Annotated in this window: 12 protein-coding genes and 1 rRNA gene; 9 read left to right on the plus strand and 4 right to left on the minus strand. The window is 36.0% G+C overall.

Annotated elements, in window-relative coordinates:
* From rrf to ACHRV3_RS00015, 3 genes are all read left to right on the plus strand, one after another.
* Nucleotides 1-81 (plus strand): 5S ribosomal RNA (rrf, locus tag ACHRV3_RS00005); the annotation flags it as partial.
* A 278-nt stretch (nt 82-359) separates the two neighbouring features.
* Entirely contained in the window at nt 360-812 is a 453-nt protein-coding gene (locus ACHRV3_RS00010; RefSeq protein WP_395436131.1) for a DUF1569 domain-containing protein, read from the plus strand.
* Between the two features lie 16 nt (nt 813-828).
* Entirely contained in the window at nt 829-1,260 is a 432-nt protein-coding gene (locus ACHRV3_RS00015; RefSeq protein ID WP_395436132.1) for a nuclear transport factor 2 family protein, read from the plus strand.
* Nucleotides 1,261-1,267: 7 nt separating this feature from the next.
* Here ACHRV3_RS00015 and nth read toward each other — a convergent pair whose 3' ends face one another.
* On the minus strand, nt 1,268-1,912 hold the full coding sequence (gene nth, locus ACHRV3_RS00020; protein WP_395436133.1) for an endonuclease III domain-containing protein: 645 nt from the start codon (nt 1,910-1,912) through the stop codon (nt 1,268-1,270).
* A gap of 50 nt (nt 1,913-1,962) precedes the next feature.
* Nucleotides 1,963-2,829 carry an alpha/beta hydrolase gene (locus tag ACHRV3_RS00025; protein ID WP_395436134.1) on the minus strand — a complete coding sequence of 289 codons (867 nt, stop codon included), beginning with the start codon at nt 2,827-2,829 and terminating at the stop codon, nt 1,963-1,965.
* Nucleotides 2,830-2,969: 140 nt separating this feature from the next.
* On the opposite strand from ACHRV3_RS00025, the gene ACHRV3_RS00030 reads away from it, so the two are divergent.
* From ACHRV3_RS00030 to ACHRV3_RS00055, 6 genes are all read left to right on the plus strand, one after another.
* On the plus strand, nt 2,970-4,397 hold the full coding sequence (locus tag ACHRV3_RS00030; RefSeq protein WP_395436135.1) for a glycogen synthase: 1,428 nt from the start codon (nt 2,970-2,972) through the stop codon (nt 4,395-4,397).
* Entirely contained in the window at nt 4,387-5,667 is a 1,281-nt protein-coding gene (locus tag ACHRV3_RS00035) for a glucose-1-phosphate adenylyltransferase (protein WP_395436136.1), read from the plus strand. The genes ACHRV3_RS00030 and ACHRV3_RS00035 overlap by 11 nt, the downstream gene beginning before the upstream one ends.
* A gap of 34 nt (nt 5,668-5,701) precedes the next feature.
* A complete protein-coding gene (glgB, locus tag ACHRV3_RS00040) occupies nt 5,702-7,606 on the plus strand; it encodes a 1,4-alpha-glucan branching protein GlgB (protein ID WP_395436137.1) in 1,905 nt (634 codons plus the stop codon).
* A 197-nt stretch (nt 7,607-7,803) separates the two neighbouring features.
* Nucleotides 7,804-10,203: a glycoside hydrolase family 31 protein gene (locus ACHRV3_RS00045; protein WP_395436138.1), complete on the plus strand. Its 2,400-nt coding sequence runs from the start codon at nt 7,804-7,806 to the stop codon at nt 10,201-10,203.
* Nucleotides 10,204-10,287: 84 nt separating this feature from the next.
* Nucleotides 10,288-11,097, plus strand: a complete 810-nt coding sequence (locus tag ACHRV3_RS00050) for a M48 family metallopeptidase (protein WP_395436139.1) — start codon at nt 10,288-10,290, stop codon at nt 11,095-11,097.
* Nucleotides 11,098-11,455: 358 nt separating this feature from the next.
* Entirely contained in the window at nt 11,456-12,760 is a 1,305-nt protein-coding gene (locus tag ACHRV3_RS00055) for an MFS transporter (RefSeq protein ID WP_395436140.1), read from the plus strand.
* A gap of 62 nt (nt 12,761-12,822) precedes the next feature.
* Here the strand turns inward: ACHRV3_RS00055 and ACHRV3_RS00060 are convergent, their stop codons facing one another.
* Together ACHRV3_RS00060 and ACHRV3_RS00065 are read right to left on the minus strand one after the other, a co-directional pair.
* Nucleotides 12,823-14,658, minus strand: coding sequence for a serine hydrolase (locus ACHRV3_RS00060; protein WP_395436142.1), 1,836 nt, complete (start codon nt 14,656-14,658; stop codon nt 12,823-12,825).
* Nucleotides 14,659-14,713: 55 nt separating this feature from the next.
* Complete coding sequence (locus tag ACHRV3_RS00065; RefSeq protein WP_395436143.1) at nt 14,714-15,844, minus strand: serine hydrolase domain-containing protein; 1,131 nt, start codon at nt 15,842-15,844, stop codon at nt 14,714-14,716.
* Nucleotides 15,845-15,877: the final 33 nt, after the last annotated feature.

Here is a 15,877-nt window from a genome sequence, read left to right on the forward strand (position 1 = left end):
CTTCCCATCCCGAACAGAGTAGTTAAGCCCGCCTGCGCAGATGGTACTGCAGTTATGTGGGAGAGTATGTCGTCGCCTTTCTTTTAAAAACCCTATCCAAATCGGATAGGGTTTTTTGTTTTATATACTTTTTTTTTAAAACCATATAAGTGATGTAAGCTCAGTTTAGACTTACTTTGCGAGCCTTGCGTAAACCCCTTGCGATCCTTGCGGTAAAAAACAGTACATATGACACCATTTTGCAACCTTGTTTTCTTGCTAAATAGAAGTTTTTGCAAAAATTAGGGCAACTTTAAAACCCTATTTACTATTTTGGGAATAAATTTTATATTTTTACTTAACTATAGAACAGTAGAATTATGCAAAATATTTTTCTTAGAGAAGATTGTGATCAATTCATTAATCGAATTAATCAGTTGAACTTGGATTCAAAAGGACTTTGGGGTAAAATGTCTATAGATCAGATGTTTGCTCATTGCAATGTAGCGTATGAAATGGTCTATGATACGATTCATCCGAAACCTAGTGGCTTTGTGAAATTTATTCTTAAGACATTGGTAAAGAATAAAGTAGTCAGTGATAAGCCTTTTTCAAAAAATAATCAAACAGCGCCACAATTTATAATTGCAGGGAATCGTGATTTTCAGGCCGAAAAAAATAGATTGATTGCGTATTTGATTAAAACTCAGGAATTGGGAGAAAGTGAATTTGATGGTAAAGAATCACATTCTTTTGGAAAACTGACTTCGAAAGAGTGGAATAATCTGTTTGCCAAACATCTGGATCATCATCTGACTCAGTTTGGGGTTTAAGAAAAAAGAACGGTTTATGAAAAAATATGTCCTTATTGTATTTTTATTTATTGGATTAATAACGAATGCACAAAAACAAGAAGTCCAAAAGTCTATTGAATTATTTTTTGAAGGTTTTCATGAAAAAGATTCAATGAAAATTAAGTCTGTTTGTTCGGATAAAATTATTTTGCAGTCTATCAGTGAGAATTCTCTGAAAGGAAACAAATTATCTGATGAAAAAGCAAAAGATTTTTACAAATCGATCGTATCAATTCCTGCCAGTGTCAATTTTAAGGAGAAAATTTTAGATTATAACATTCAAATAGACGGATCTATGGCTCATGTTTGGGCTCCTTATGAGTTTTATCTTAATGGTAAATTGAGTCATACAGGAGTAAATACATTTACTTTGTTTAAAGAAGAGACTTGGAAAATTATTTATTTAATTGATACAAGAAGGAAATAGCAGTGACCTATTGTATTTGAGTTGTATAATAATGACAAGAATCAGTTATTAAACAATCCTCACATTTGGGTTTTGGCCTACAGGTTTCTCTTCCCAGGAAGGAAATTGCCATTCCAATTTCAGACCAAATTGATTTAGGTATCGCAAGCATAAGATCTTTTTCTGCTTTAATCCCGTCTTTTGCTTCTTTGATTATTCCGATTCTGGGAGCTACACGAATAACATGTAAATCTGCAATAATACCTTCCGCAGGTTTGTTGGTTTCCCTTAAAATCACATTAGCAGATTTTCTTCCAATGCCTTTTAAAGCTGTTAATTCTTTCATATTCAAAGGGATATTATCATCCTTTTGTAGTGTTTTAGCGATATCAAGCAGCCATTGCAATTTTGTTGGATAATTTCTAACCTTGGTTATATACGATTTAAATGTTTCGGGATCTGCGTACGCTAAACTTTCAAGTGTAGGAAATTTTTCAAATAAAGCGGGCGAAATTGTGTTTATATTGGCATCAGAATCTTGGGCCGACAGCACGACCATTACAAGTAACTGATACGTATTTTTATAGTCCAAGGGATGCTTTTTACCTTTGTATTTCTTTAAAATTGGTTCCAGTTTTACTTCCCAATTTGGTGTTTCTTCAAATAAATCCATTTCTGTTTTTCTTTAAAAGTGACTAATTAAAAATTATAACTATCACAAAATTAAGTAGTTTCGATGAATTCTATTGTTTTTTTGATAACATTTTGATTTCCAAGGATTTTTCGGTGCCCCAGACCATCTGTAAGCGCTAAAGTTCCGTTTTCTAAATGTTTGTGAATATGAATTGCAGCCTTTACCGGTACTTCGGGATCATCATTATCGTGAATTACCAAGACCGGAATTTTAACTTTAGAAGCAGCTCTGTAAGCAGAATAATCATCCATTTTTGTCTGATATTGGCTTTCAAAATGATCGCGTAAAAGGGTACTCATTTTAGGTTTTAACCCAACTTTTGAAGTAAAATCATCCAAAATATCCTGTACAATATCTCCACTTCCGATAACGACAGCTTTTTTTACATTTAGTCCGTCTTTTATTGCATTCAAAACAGACATTCCGCCTAATGAATGTCCAATAGCAAACTCAAAAGGGCCATACAGCTTCTCAATTTCTAAAACAGATTCTATAAAATCAGACATTATAGTTGTTTTTCCATCCGATTTTCCATGTGCGGAAGCATCAAAACTTACTGTAGCATACCCTTTTCGTAAAAGTTCGTCGGCAATTTTGAATAATTGAGTACCGCGTCCCGACCAACCGTGTACAAGTATAACCTTCCGATCACTTTTTCCGTATTCATACACCACAATGTTTTTATTTATTGCCGGAACAAGAATGGTGCGTTGAATGCTTTTGTGATCCATATCGAGTTCTCTTTTAGGAACCTTGTGTTTTATGGGGGTTGTAAAAAGTTTTGCAGCATACTTTACGGTCAATTTTGTAGAGAAAAAAGCGCAAATTTTGCAGGATATAATAATAAACTGGGGAATTTTTAAAGATTGAATAGGATTGGAAGCCTTTTTTGTCATATTGGTAAATTTTGTCTCAAGCGCAGATTTCGGTTATTTTTCCTTAAATTTAAAGAACATAAAAGTAGTACAATTAATAAATTTTTGCTTTAAAAAACAGCAAGAATTTAGTTTGGTAAATGTGTTTTTAAAATTTTAGGATGGAAATATTTCATGTAAGTGCAGAATGTTACCCTATGGCAAAAGTTGGTGGACTGGCAGATGTTGTAGGAGCATTACCCAAATATCAAAATAAGGCCGGTCATCAGGTTCGTGTGGTTGTGCCTTGTTATGATACTAAATTTAAAAGAGAAAATGAATTTGAATGTGTTCATTGGGGAAATGTTAAATTGGGGAATTTTGATTTTCCATTCAGTGTTTTAAAAGAGACAACAGAGCAGTTAGGCTATGAGCTGTATCTGATTGAGATCAAAGAATTATTTGATCGCCCAAATATCTATGGTTATGAGGATGATATTGAGCGGTTTTTATCTTTTCAGATCGCTACTTTAGATTGGATTACAGCTCGAGAAACGGTTCCGGATGTAATAAACTGTCATGATCATCATACGGGATTAATTCCTTTTTTAGTAAAATATGCCTATAAGTATGAGCGATTAAAAAACGTTAAAACGGTAATTACCATTCATAACGGCTTGTATCAGGGCTGGTTTGGTTTTGATAAGCTGCATTATTTGCCTGAGTTTGATTTAATTCATGTCGGCTTTTTAGAATGGAATACTGCTATAAATTCTTTGGCTGTTGGTATTAAATGTGCACACGCGGTTACTACGGTTTCGCCAAGTTATTTGGATGAAATTAACCGTTCTGCAAATGGTTTGGAAGCGTTATTTAACCAGGTTCGGGACAAGTCAAAAGGCATATTAAATGGTATTGATATTGAAATCTGGGATCCGTCTAAGGACCAGATGATTGTAGAAAACTATTCGGTCGAAACTTTTGGTGCAGGAAAGCAGAAGAATAAAGAAAAGTTATGCGAGGAGTTCGAATTGGATCCATCAAAACCTTTGTTCAGCTTTATTGGAAGGCTGTTTGAAGAAAAAGGCGGTGATTTATTGCCTCAGGCTTCGGCGTTGGCTTTATCAGAGAATTTTGAAAGTATCAATATTCTGATTTTGGGATCCGGAAATTCAGATATAGAAGCTCAGTTGGTTCAATTGAGGAATGATTATAAAGGGTATTACAATGTTTTTATTGGTTATAATGAAGAATTAGCGCATTTGATTTATGCGGGTTCTGATTTTATCTTAATGCCATCCCGTGTTGAACCCTGCGGTTTAAATCAGTTGTATGCGCTGCGTTACGGGACGGTGCCTATAGTTAGAAGAACCGGAGGATTGCGTGATACCGTAATTGATTTTGGTGATGATGGAAACGGAATTTGTCATGATCAGGCTTCTGTGGGGGATATTTGTTACTCGATTAATCGGGCGGTTAAACTTTATGCCGATAAATCAAATTTTAATAAAATAATTGAAAGAGGAATGCGGACGGACCATTCCTGGGAAAGGGTGTGTGAGGAATACATCGAAATTTACAACTTAATAATTCAGAAAAATGAAGTTTAAAAAGAAAAATGTAGTTGCCATTATTTTAGGAGGAGGACAAGGATCACGTTTGTTCCCTTTAACAGAAACCAGATCAAAACCGGCTGTTCCGATTGGAGGAAAATACAGATTGGTTGATATTCCAATTTCAAATTGTATTAATTCTGATATTTTTAAAATATTCGTATTGACACAATTCAATTCAGCATCTTTGAATGCTCACATTAAAAACACCTTTAATTTCAGTATTTTCAGTCAGTCCTTTGTTGATATTTTAGCCGCTGAACAAACGCCTGATAATCCTACTTGGTTTCAAGGAACGGCAGATGCTGTGCGTCAATGTATGGCTCATTTTCAAAAACATGATTTCGAGCATGCTTTGATTTTGTCAGGGGATCAGTTGTATCAAATGGATTTTAATGAAATGTTAGAAGCCCATATTGCCAGTAATGCAGAAATTTCTATAGCCACACTGCCTGTAAACGCAAAAGACGCACCTGAATTTGGTATTCTTAAAACCAATCATGAAAGTTGCGTTGAAGCTTTTATTGAAAAACCCGAAGCTTCGCTCTTGCCACAGTGGGAATCGGAAGTAAGCGGACAAATGCAGGCCAAAGGAAAAAAATACCTGGCTTCTATGGGGATTTACATCTTTAATAAAAAATTATTAGAAGAGTTAATGGCCAATCCGGATACGAAAGATTTCGGAAAAGAAATTATTCCACAAGCCGTTGGTAAACATAAAATTTTGAGTTATCAGTACGAAGGATATTGGACCGATATTGGAAATATTGAATCGTTTTTTGAAGCGAATATTGGCTTGACAGCAGATATTCCGGAGTTTAATTTGTTTGATAATGACAATAAGATTTTTACACGTCCGAGGTTACTTCCTCCGTCTAAATTTCGAAATTCAACGATCAATCAATCTTTGATTTCTGAGGGATGTATTATTAATGCTAAAGAAATTAAGAGTTCAGTAATTGGTATTCGTTCCAGAATTGGCGAAGGAACCATTCTTGAAAACTGTTATGTGATGGGGAATGATTTTTATCAGGATCTTGATGAATTGAAAGAGGATACTGAAAAGAATAAAATTCATGTCGGAATTGGAGAAAATTGTTTTATAAAAAATGTTCTGGTCGATAAAAATGTACGTATTGGAAACAATGTTCATATTAACGGAGGAAAACATTTGGACAACTTCAGTAATGAATTATACAGCATCAAAGACGGAATTGTGGTCATTAAAAAAGATGTTATACTTTCTGATAATTTTAGAATAGAATAAAAAAGAATCTAATTGTTGCCTTTAAAAACCAATTATGAATAAAGTTATTACGCACTCTCTTTTTACTGATTTTGACATCGATTTGTTCAAGGCCGGAAAGCATTTTAGATTGTATGAAAAGCTCGGAGCACATTTGACAGAAGTTGACGGAGTAAAAGGAGTTTATTTTGCGGTTTGGGCACCTACAGCAGCTACCGTTTCTGTTGTTGGTGATTTCAACTATTGGACACAGGACGAGCATCAGCTAGAGGTTCGATGGGATTCTTCCGGAATCTGGGAGGGTTTTATTCCCAATATCGAAAAAGGATCACTTTACAAATATAAAATTAGATCGAATATAAATGGGGTGGTAACCGAAAAGGCTGATCCATTCTCTTTATACTGCGAAAAACCACCGCATACCGCTTCTGTTGTCTGGGATTTGAATTATGACTGGAAGGATGAAAACTGGATGCAATCGCGTCAGGAACATAATGGTCTCGATAAGCCTTATTCGGTTTACGAAGTACATTTAGGCTCTTGGAAAAGGGGAGAAAACAATCGTTTTTTGACGTATTTGGAGCTTGCCGAAGATTTAGTTTCTTATGTTAAAGAAACAGGTTTTACACACGTAGAATTTATGCCGATTATGGAGTACCCTTATGATCCTTCGTGGGGGTACCAATTAACCGGATATTTTGCCCCAACTTCCCGTTTTGGAAAGCCTCAGGATTTTATGGTTTTGGTCGATAAATTGCATCAGGCCGGAATAGGGGTGATTTTAGATTGGGTTCCGTCTCATTTTCCTGATGATGCACACGGTTTAGGCTTTTTTGACGGATCGCATTTATACGAACATCCGGATCGCAGAAAAGGTTATCATCCGGATTGGAAAAGTCTGGTTTTTAATTACGGACGCAATGAAGTTCGGGCCTTTTTGATTAGCAATGCTGTTTTCTGGCTGCAACATTACCATGCAGATGGTCTAAGAGTCGATGCCGTCGCTTCGATGTTGTACCTTGATTATTCCAGAAAAGAGGGTGAATGGGAGGCCAATATTTATGGAGGAAGAGAAAATCTCGAGACCATTAGTTTTCTGAAAGAATTTAATGAAGTTATTTACGCTAATTTCGAAGGAGTTCAGACCATTGCAGAAGAAAGTACTTCTTTTCCGATGGTGTCAAGACCTGTGTTTTCAGAAGGTTTGGGGTTTGGAATGAAATGGATGATGGGCTGGATGCACGATACTTTAAAATATTTTCAAAAAGAAACCGTCTACAGAAAATACCACCAGAATGAATTGACTTTTTCGATGACCTATGCTTTTAGCGAAAATTTCATGTTGCCGTTTTCGCACGATGAAGTGGTCTATGGAAAAAAATCAATTGCCAATAAAATGCCGGGTGATGAATGGCAAAAGTTTGCCAATTTACGTTTGTTGTACGGGTATATGTTTACACATCCAGGCACCAAACTGTTGTTTATGGGTTGTGAATTTGGGCAAAGTGATGAATGGAATTTCGAAAAAAGCCTTGATTGGTATTTATTGCAATACGATTATCATTCGGGAATAAAAAAAGTAATTACAGATTTAAATCAGTTCTATAAATCACATCCGGCATTGTACGAAAAACAGTTTGACAATGATGGTTTTGAATGGATTAATTATTCGGATCATCAAAATGCGGTGTTGGCCTACATTCGAAAAGGAAATGTTGCAAAAGAAAATTTGATTGTCGTTTGCAATTTCACGCAAGTAATACGGGAAAAGTACCGAATCGGAATTCACCAGAAAGGGAAACTAAAGCAGGTATTTAACAGTGATGATAAAAGTTATGGAGGAAGCGGAATCAGTAATCCGGGATCTCTAAAAATAGAAGCATCACCTTACGATGGAAGAGATTATTCGATTGAATTGACCTTGCCACCTTTGAGTGTAACGATTTATTCTTTTGAATAAAATCAGTCTGTTTTTGTACGATGGGATTTTGTCATTTTTTGGCTCGTAAATTATCGATTTTTTGCTTTTTTAAGACGGAATTGTTCACTCCCACAGAGAAAACGTTTTCGTGAATAAACCTCATATTTATAGAGGTTTAACTAGTTTTTTTGTATGTTTGAAAGAGATAGAATTGTTATAATTAATTTATCAGCGATATGATTACAAACACATCATTAGAATACAAAGGCGATTTATATCCATCAAAAATTGTCTCGTATGAACATGAAGGAGATTCCATTTTTTTTCACACAGACAATAAAGTAATCTTAAAAGTTACCATTCTCAGGGACAGTTTAATTCGGTTTCGCTTTACTACAAAAGGGTATTTTAGTACTGATTTTTCATATGCAATTGATAAAACACAGTTACATGGATATAATTTCCTTGAATTAACAGAAGAAGCAACTTATTTTCAAATCAGAACCAGCAAAGTAAAATGCAAAATTCAAAAGGCCGATCTTCGTTTGTCAATTTATGATTTAAGTGATTTTCTTATTTTGGAAGACGAACTTGGTTTTCATTGGGAAGAAAGTTATGAATATGGTGGCAACATCGTAAAAATGAGTAAGTCTTCTAAAGATGGAGAATGTTTTTATGGTTTAGGAGATAAAGCAACTCAGATGAATTTAAAAGGCAAAAGAGTAGAAAATTTTGCCACAGATCAATATGCTTTTCAAAAAGAACAAGATCCGCTATATAAAGTAGTTCCATTTTATATTGGCTTACATAACAAACAATCCTACGGGATTTTCTTTGACAATACCTTTAGAACTTTTTTCGATTTTTGTCAGGAAAGAAGGAATGTTACGAGTTTTTGGGCAGAAGGAGGAGAGATGAATTATTACTTCGTTTATGGTCCCCAAATGCAGGATGTTGTGACGACCTACACCGATTTGACTGGTAAACCCGAATTACCACCACTGTGGGTTTTGGGATACCATCAGTGTAAGTGGAGTTATTACCCGGAAAGCAAAGTAAAAGAAATTACCTCAAAATTTAGGGAGCTCAAAATTCCATGTGACGCGATTTATCTGGATATTGATTATATGGAAGGCTTTCGCTGTTTTACCTGGAATAAAGACTATTTTCCGGATCCAAAACGTATGGTAGCCGAATTGGCTGAAGATGGTTTTAAAACAGTGGTAATTATCGATCCTGGTATCAAAATCGACAAAGACTATTGGGTTTACAAAGAAGCATTAGAGAAAGATTATTTCTGCAAAAGAGCCGATGGTCCTTATATGAAAGGAAAAGTATGGCCCGGCGAATGTAATTTTCCCGATTATACAAATCCTGCGGTAAGGGAATGGTGGGCGGGATTATTTAAAGAATTAATTTCGGACTTTGGTGTAAAAGGAGTTTGGAATGATATGAATGAACCGGCCGTAATGGAGGTTCCAAATAAAACTTTTCCGATGGATGTTCGTCATGTTTATGATGGGAATCCGTGTAGTCATAGAAAAGCGCATAACATTTATGGTACACAGATGGCCAGAGCGACGTATCACGGGGTAAAACGATTTGCTTATCCAAAACGACCGTTTGTGATTACAAGATCGGCCTATTCCGGTGCACAACGATATACCTCTTCCTGGACTGGGGATAATGTTGCCACTTGGGAACATTTGTGGATTGCTAATATTCAGGTACAACGAATGTCGATTTCAGGAATGGGTTTTACCGGTTCTGATATTGGCGGCTTTGCAGAACAACCAACCGGAGAATTGTATGCACGCTGGATTCAATTAGGTGTATTTCATCCGTTTTGCAGAACGCATTCTTCGGGAGACCACGGGAATCAGGAGCCTTGGGCTTTTGACGAAGAAGTGATCAATATTACCCGAAAATTTGTTAGTCTTCGTTATCAGTTATTGCCGTATTTGTACACCATGTTCTGGCAGTATATTGAAGAAGGGATTCCGATGTTAAAACCGCTTGTTTATTACGACCAGGAGGATACACAAACCCATTATCGCAATGATGAATTTATCTTTGGGAATCAGATATTAGTTTGCCCGATACTGGAACCTAATTCGTTAGGCAGACGTATGTACATTCCAAGAGGAGAGTGGTACAATTACTGGACCAATGAGTTCTCAAACGGAGGAAGAGAAGTGTGGGTAGATACTAAATTTGATGAGATTCCAATTTTTGTAAAAGGAGGCGCTATCATTCCAAAATACCCTGTTCAGCAATATGTCGGAGAGTTAGAGTTTGATGAATTGACATTGGATTTGTATTTCAAAAACGGAAAAGAAAAATCGTTTGTATACGAAGATTCTCAAGACGGTTACGATTATAAAAAAGGACGCTATAGTTTTCTGTCTTTCACAACAATCGGAAAAGAAAAAGAACTGATTGTGCAGTTGCACAAAGAAGGAAAATTCGAAACAAATTACAGCAAGTATAAAATCAATTTAATCGGATTGCCTTTTAAAGTGACGGCAATTGAAATTGATAATGAAAAAGTAGCATTTGATGAAGTTGGCTTCTCAGAAAATCAATTTTTAATAGTAAATAAAGAATTCAGCGAACTCCACATCACAGGAGAATAGTACTATTTTGATATATTTTAATTGAATTATGTAAATGAGGATTTCATAATAATCGTATTTTTGTTACTTTAAATATCAGGAATTATGAAAAAATATTGGTTAGGAGGAACAGCTGTTATTCTTATGATGGGCTGTGCAACAAATCCGATTACAGGAAAGCAAAATTTGAACTTTGTTTCAAACAGTGAATTGTTTCCGTCTTCTTTTCAGCAATACAACCAGTTTTTAACTGAAAATAAAGTGATTACGGGGACAGCAGATGCTAAAAAGGTAGAACTTGTTGGTATGAAAATTAAAGCTGCTGCAGAAAAATACCTGACGTATTTAGGACAAACACAATATTTAAAAGACTACCGTTGGGAATACAAGTTAGTTGACAATAAAGAAGTTAATGCCTGGTGTATGCCGGGCGGTAAAATTGTAGTGTATTCCGGTATTTTGCCGATCACCAAAGACGATGCAGGTTTAGCAACCGTAATGGGACACGAGGTTTCGCATGCCTTGGCTAATCACGGAGCACAACGAATGAGTGCGGCTCAATTGCAACAAATCGGAAGTGTTGCTCTGGGAGCAGCTACCAGCGGAAAAACACAACAAACACAACAAATATTCTCGCAAGCTTACGGACTTGGTACGCAGGTTGGCGTTATGCTGCCATTTAGCAGAGGAAACGAAACCGAAGCAGACAAAATTGGACTGACACTTATGGCAATTGCCGGTTATAATCCGGATGATGCAGTAGCATTTTGGAGTAGAATGTCTGCTAAATCAGGTGGAGCATCAACTCCCGAGTTCATGAGTACACACCCGTCTGACGCTACAAGGATTGCTAATATAAAAGCATTGATACCTGAAGCAAAAGCTACAGCACTTAAGGTAGGAGTTATTAAATAGGGCTTCGACTTCGCTCAGCCTGACATTTTAGGTTTTAGGTTGTTTTTTTAGTCTTTGCTTTTTTTATAACGATTGTCCTGTTGAGCGAAGCGCTTCAGCTTTGCTCAACAGGACATTTCAGTTTTCAGTCTCCATTTTATTTGCACCGATTGTCAGGCTGAGCGAAGTCGAAGCCCCTACAGCTATAACTTAAAACCATACACTTAAAACAAAATAAGCCTTTCCCTATTATTTTTGTTGATCTTTGAAAGGTGCGATGCGTTTCTTTTTTTATAAAAAATGATGTTCTTAATACTGTAATAATGAATTCTTAATAAAAAAGAGATAAATTCGCAGCTTAATTAACCAACCCATTTTTATGAAGAACTTACAAAAAGGAGATAAAAAATTGCTAAATGCCTGGGCATTTTACGATTGGGCAAACTCTGTTTATACACTTACCATTGCATCGGCAGTATTTCCAATTTTCTACGACAGCTTATTCTCAGATGACAACCATTATATAGATGTTTTTGGGATGCACTTAAAAAATTCTGCTTTGATTAGCTTTATTACAGCTGCAGCATTCTTGGTTGTTTCTTTTATTTCCCCTTTCTTATCCGGTATTGCGGATTACGTTGGAAACAAAAAATCTTTTATGAAGTTCTTTTGTTATGTTGGAGCATTATCCTGTATGGGATTGTATTGGTTCGATCTTGCTAATATTTATGTTGGGTTGGCTTTCTATTTCTTAGGATTGATAGGATATTGGGGAAGCTTGGTCTTCTATAATTCCTATCTTCCGGATATTGCTTTTCCGGAACAGCAAGATAAAATTAGCGCCAAAGGCTATTCATTAGGATACGTGGGAAGTGTTCTCTTGTTAATTATTAATTTGGTGATGATTATGGGGGCAGAAAATGGAGCAGCAAAGATGCAAGCAATGCGATATTCTTTTATCATGGTTGGTGTTTGGTGGGTTCTGTTCAGTCAATATACTTACTTTTTCTTGCCTAAAGGAAGTAAAGAAACTACTCAGAAATTATCACGTGATGTTATATTTAATGGTTTCAAAGAGCTAAAAAAAGTTTGGGGTCTTATGAAAGAGAATATTCCATTGAAACGTTACTTGGGAGGGTTTTTTGTTTCAAGTATGGCAGTTCAAACCGTTATGTTAGTTGCTACTTATTTTGGAGCTCAGGAAATTCAATGGGAGACAGAAGAAGATGGTACTATTGGTTTAATAAAATGTATCTTGATCATACAGTTGGTAGCCGTTGTGGGTGCAATTTGTACTTCAAAAGCTTCAAATAAATGGGGTAATATCCCAACCCTGATCGTAATTAATGGTATTTGGGCTACATTTTGTGCTTTGATCTATTTTATCACTTTACCAATTGAGTTTTATGTAATGGCAACCATGGCAGGATTTGTAATGGGTGGAATTCAGTCTTTGTCTCGTTCTACTTATTCGAAATTATTGCCGGAAACAGAAGATACAGCTTCGTTTTTTAGTTTCTACGATGTTGCGGAAAAAATCGGAATCGTAATCGGAATGTGTGTTTACGGAATTATTGATCAAATTACCGGAAGTCCACGTGCGGCAATCGTTATTTTAGCTCTTTTCTTCTTAACATCTATTTTTCTTTTGAGAAGAGTTCCAAAAAATGCAACTTCAAAGTAATTAGTAGGTCAAAGACCAGTTGTAAATCTATTTTAATAAAGAGTAATACCCTGATAAATCCTTTACGGATTCATTAGGGTATTAATTTTTGCAATCATCTGTTTGGCATTGTTGTTCTGGGGATTTAGCTCCAATGATTTTTTATAGTTTTGTTTTGCTAATTCTAATTTTCCGGTTAGCTCATAGATTTCACCCAGACTATCGTAAACATTAGCAGATTGTGGGTATTCGCTGCAGTTAAGTGAAAATAACTGTATAGAAAGAGCGGTTTGCTTTTTGTTATAAACACTGTATCCTAAATTGTTGATGGCCTCTTCAAAATTAAAATCAGGATATTTTTGTCTCAACTTTTTGAATGCAACAACGGCAGTTTCAAATTTAGAGTTATCAAAAATTTCAATCATCCTAGTTTGTGGAGTCCTGATTTCATCTAATGTAAGTTCCAGTTTTTTAACCGCATCACCTTGGCGGGAAATGGTGATTCCTTTTAACTCATTTTTGTTATTCAAGTTAAATTGAATGTTATTTGGGTAATTGTCAACCTTAAAAGTATTATTGCCTAGGTAGTACATTCTGCTTTTTTCGGTATCAAAATTTTCTTTGAAGAAAGGGGAATGGAGGTATAGTTTTTTGTTTTCTTCGAAGATTTTTGTCGTTCCGAGACGGTTATAGCCGTAAAGAATTTCGGTGTAATATCCTTTTATGGCATTACGTAGTGCGAAGGGAGTTTCTTTGGTTGTTTGTTCATCGACCGGAATAGTCCAATTGAGTTTGTTTATAACTTCTTTAGTGATATAACTCATTAAAGGATAACGATTAGGTTTGTCACCATTGGCTAAAATCGCAATTCCGTTCCCTTTTTTCATAGTGGCTAAAAGTTCTCCGCCAACGCCTGTGTTAGAGCCATCATGCGTAAACCAATCCTGATTGCCCCAACCTAAACTTCGTTGCCAGCCGTAACTCCAGCCTCTTGGACCGTTTAACGTCACGATTTGGGTCACTTTTTGAGCAACGGCCGTGGAAATTACAGTGTTTCCTTTTCCCAATAAAGCCTTTTGCATTTCGATGGCAATAGTGGCCAGATCAGTGGGAGTAGACCACAAACCCGAAGGAGCTACTTGTGGCGTAATCGGAATTCCGGTTTTGATAATTTCTCCTTTTGAATTATGCACTTTTGCTATATTGCTTAGAAAGCCGTTTTCATTAGGTTGAACCATGGTTGAGTTTTGCAATTTTAAAGGATCAAGCAGCTGTTCTTTTACAATTTGGGCCAACGGCTTTCCAAGACGGTCTTCGAGAGCACATTGAAGGATCACATATCCACCGCCGCTGTATTCCCAATTGGTTCCCGGTTTAAAAAGAAACTCAATTTCCTTTTTGGATCTGGGCAATAATTTTCCCTGCAGACTCTCCACAATTGTTGGAATTGAATCACCTTGATAATAATCTTCAAAACCGCCTTGACTTGTTCCGGCTGTATGAGCTAAAAGCTGTTTCCAGGTTACATTGCTGCTTTTTGTGAAGTCATTTTCGGGTAATTTCCATCTTTTAAGGTAGTTGGAAATAGGATCATCGAGATTAATTAAACCTTTTTCTTCCAGAATAGCGCAAACTATTGCCGTAATGGGCTTTGATATGGAGGCGGTTGAAAAAGCTGTATTTGCATTGATTTTTTCTTGTGAATCGGCGGCTTTAATTCCCCATTCGCTTGTCCAGATTATTTTGTAATTTTCAAATACTGCAACACTTAAGCCCTTTAGATTGTGTTGGGCCATAAGTGATGTTGTACTTGCTTTTAAACTATTTAAAGCACTTATTTCAACTGTATTTTCTTTGCTCTGACCAAAAGATAAGGCACAAGAAAGCACCAGAAGGAAAATGTAAATTGTCCGTCTCATTATTATCGGTTTTTTTAAGGAATGGTTTTTAGATTACGCTAATTCTTTGCATTTTTTAAGGCGTAACATTTTTAGTAGCAGGTTTTAAATCTGCCAAGAGACCTTCGGCAGCAGCCTCCAGATGTGTGCCTGAATCTTTATCACTTTGATTCATGATAATTGAAAAGCCTAAATTATACTCTGAGTGTATTTTAAGTATATTTTGTGTGCCATTAGAGCCTCCATCTTTGGCATAAGCAATAGTTTTATCGGGAGCTTGTTGAATTTCCCAAAAATAACCCATATCGCCATTTGTATAAATTCTTCGATGGGATTCAGTAACAACCTTGTTAGTTCTGTCCAGTTCAAATTTTATAAATTTAATTAGGTCGCTCATAGTAGATTTGAGCATCTTAGAAGCGCCCCAAAGATTGCTGGATAAAGGAGTCATTAGTAATCCGCTTGCATTATAGCCGTTGGCAAGTACATCGGTAGCAGCCAATTTAACCTTTGTGGATTTCATTCCGGCTTTGTCAAAAATATGTTGCTGTAATAAATCCTGATAGTTCTTTTTGTAAACATTCTCCAGAATATGGGCGCACAATTCAGGGCCCAGTGCTCCGTATTTAAAGGCTGTTCCCGGAAGAGTGTCCACTTTTACACGTCGCAGAGCAGTAAAAAAATCGGTTTTGGTATACGATTTATCAAGTCTGTTTTTGTGAACAAGAAAGCTGTCAGGGCTGTATTCCTGTCTAATTTCTTTGGTATCCGGAAAAGGAGTTAATATCCCGCTTCTGTGGGTAACCAGATTTTTAATTTTTATTGGGTTTTTCTGAAACTCCAAATTTGAAAATTCTTCGTTCAGATATTTCCGAATGTCATCGTCTAATTTTATTTTCCCGTCCAGGACTGCATTTGCAACAAGTGTCCCTGTAAAAATTTTTGTGGTAGAAGCGATTTCAAAAAGAGTCTCGTCAGTAGCTTTGTTTCCTTTTCCTTTGTCGATTTCGCCATAATGTCTGGTGTAGACTTTATCGTCTATTACAACACCAATAGAGACAGAATAAGACTTTGAATTGGTTAGTAATGTAGCGGCATTTTTATCGAGAGAAGCAAAAATTTCTTTTTCGCTAATTGGGTTTGCTTTTTGCTGGCTTAGACATGGAAAACCGATGCTTAATAAAAAAGCAATAATTAAATGTCTCATGATTTTTACGTTATTAATTATTGCTTTTTATGA

This window comes from Flavobacterium sp. FlaQc-49 (assembly GCF_044005985.1).
GTDB lineage: Bacteria > Bacteroidota > Bacteroidia > Flavobacteriales > Flavobacteriaceae > Flavobacterium > Flavobacterium cupriresistens.

Excerpts from the sequence above, each read along its gene's own strand:
- ACHRV3_RS00010 (WP_395436131.1), top strand. The coding sequence starts at position 360 with ATGCAAAATATTTTTCTTAGAGAAGATTGTGATCAATTCATTAATCGA.
- ACHRV3_RS00015 (WP_395436132.1), top strand. The coding sequence starts at position 829 with ATGAAAAAATATGTCCTTATTGTATTTTTATTTATTGGATTAATAACG.
- nth (WP_395436133.1), bottom strand. The coding sequence starts at position 1,912 with ATGGATTTATTTGAAGAAACACCAAATTGGGAAGTAAAACTGGAACCA.
- ACHRV3_RS00025 (WP_395436134.1), bottom strand. The coding sequence starts at position 2,829 with ATGACAAAAAAGGCTTCCAATCCTATTCAATCTTTAAAAATTCCCCAG.
- ACHRV3_RS00030 (WP_395436135.1), top strand. The coding sequence starts at position 2,970 with ATGGAAATATTTCATGTAAGTGCAGAATGTTACCCTATGGCAAAAGTT.
- ACHRV3_RS00035 (WP_395436136.1), top strand. The coding sequence starts at position 4,387 with ATGAAGTTTAAAAAGAAAAATGTAGTTGCCATTATTTTAGGAGGAGGA.
- glgB (WP_395436137.1), top strand. The coding sequence starts at position 5,702 with ATGAATAAAGTTATTACGCACTCTCTTTTTACTGATTTTGACATCGAT.
- ACHRV3_RS00045 (WP_395436138.1), top strand. The coding sequence starts at position 7,804 with ATGATTACAAACACATCATTAGAATACAAAGGCGATTTATATCCATCA.
- ACHRV3_RS00050 (WP_395436139.1), top strand. The coding sequence starts at position 10,288 with ATGAAAAAATATTGGTTAGGAGGAACAGCTGTTATTCTTATGATGGGC.
- ACHRV3_RS00055 (WP_395436140.1), top strand. The coding sequence starts at position 11,456 with ATGAAGAACTTACAAAAAGGAGATAAAAAATTGCTAAATGCCTGGGCA.
- ACHRV3_RS00060 (WP_395436142.1), bottom strand. The coding sequence starts at position 14,658 with ATGAGACGGACAATTTACATTTTCCTTCTGGTGCTTTCTTGTGCCTTA.
- ACHRV3_RS00065 (WP_395436143.1), bottom strand. The coding sequence starts at position 15,844 with ATGAGACATTTAATTATTGCTTTTTTATTAAGCATCGGTTTTCCATGT.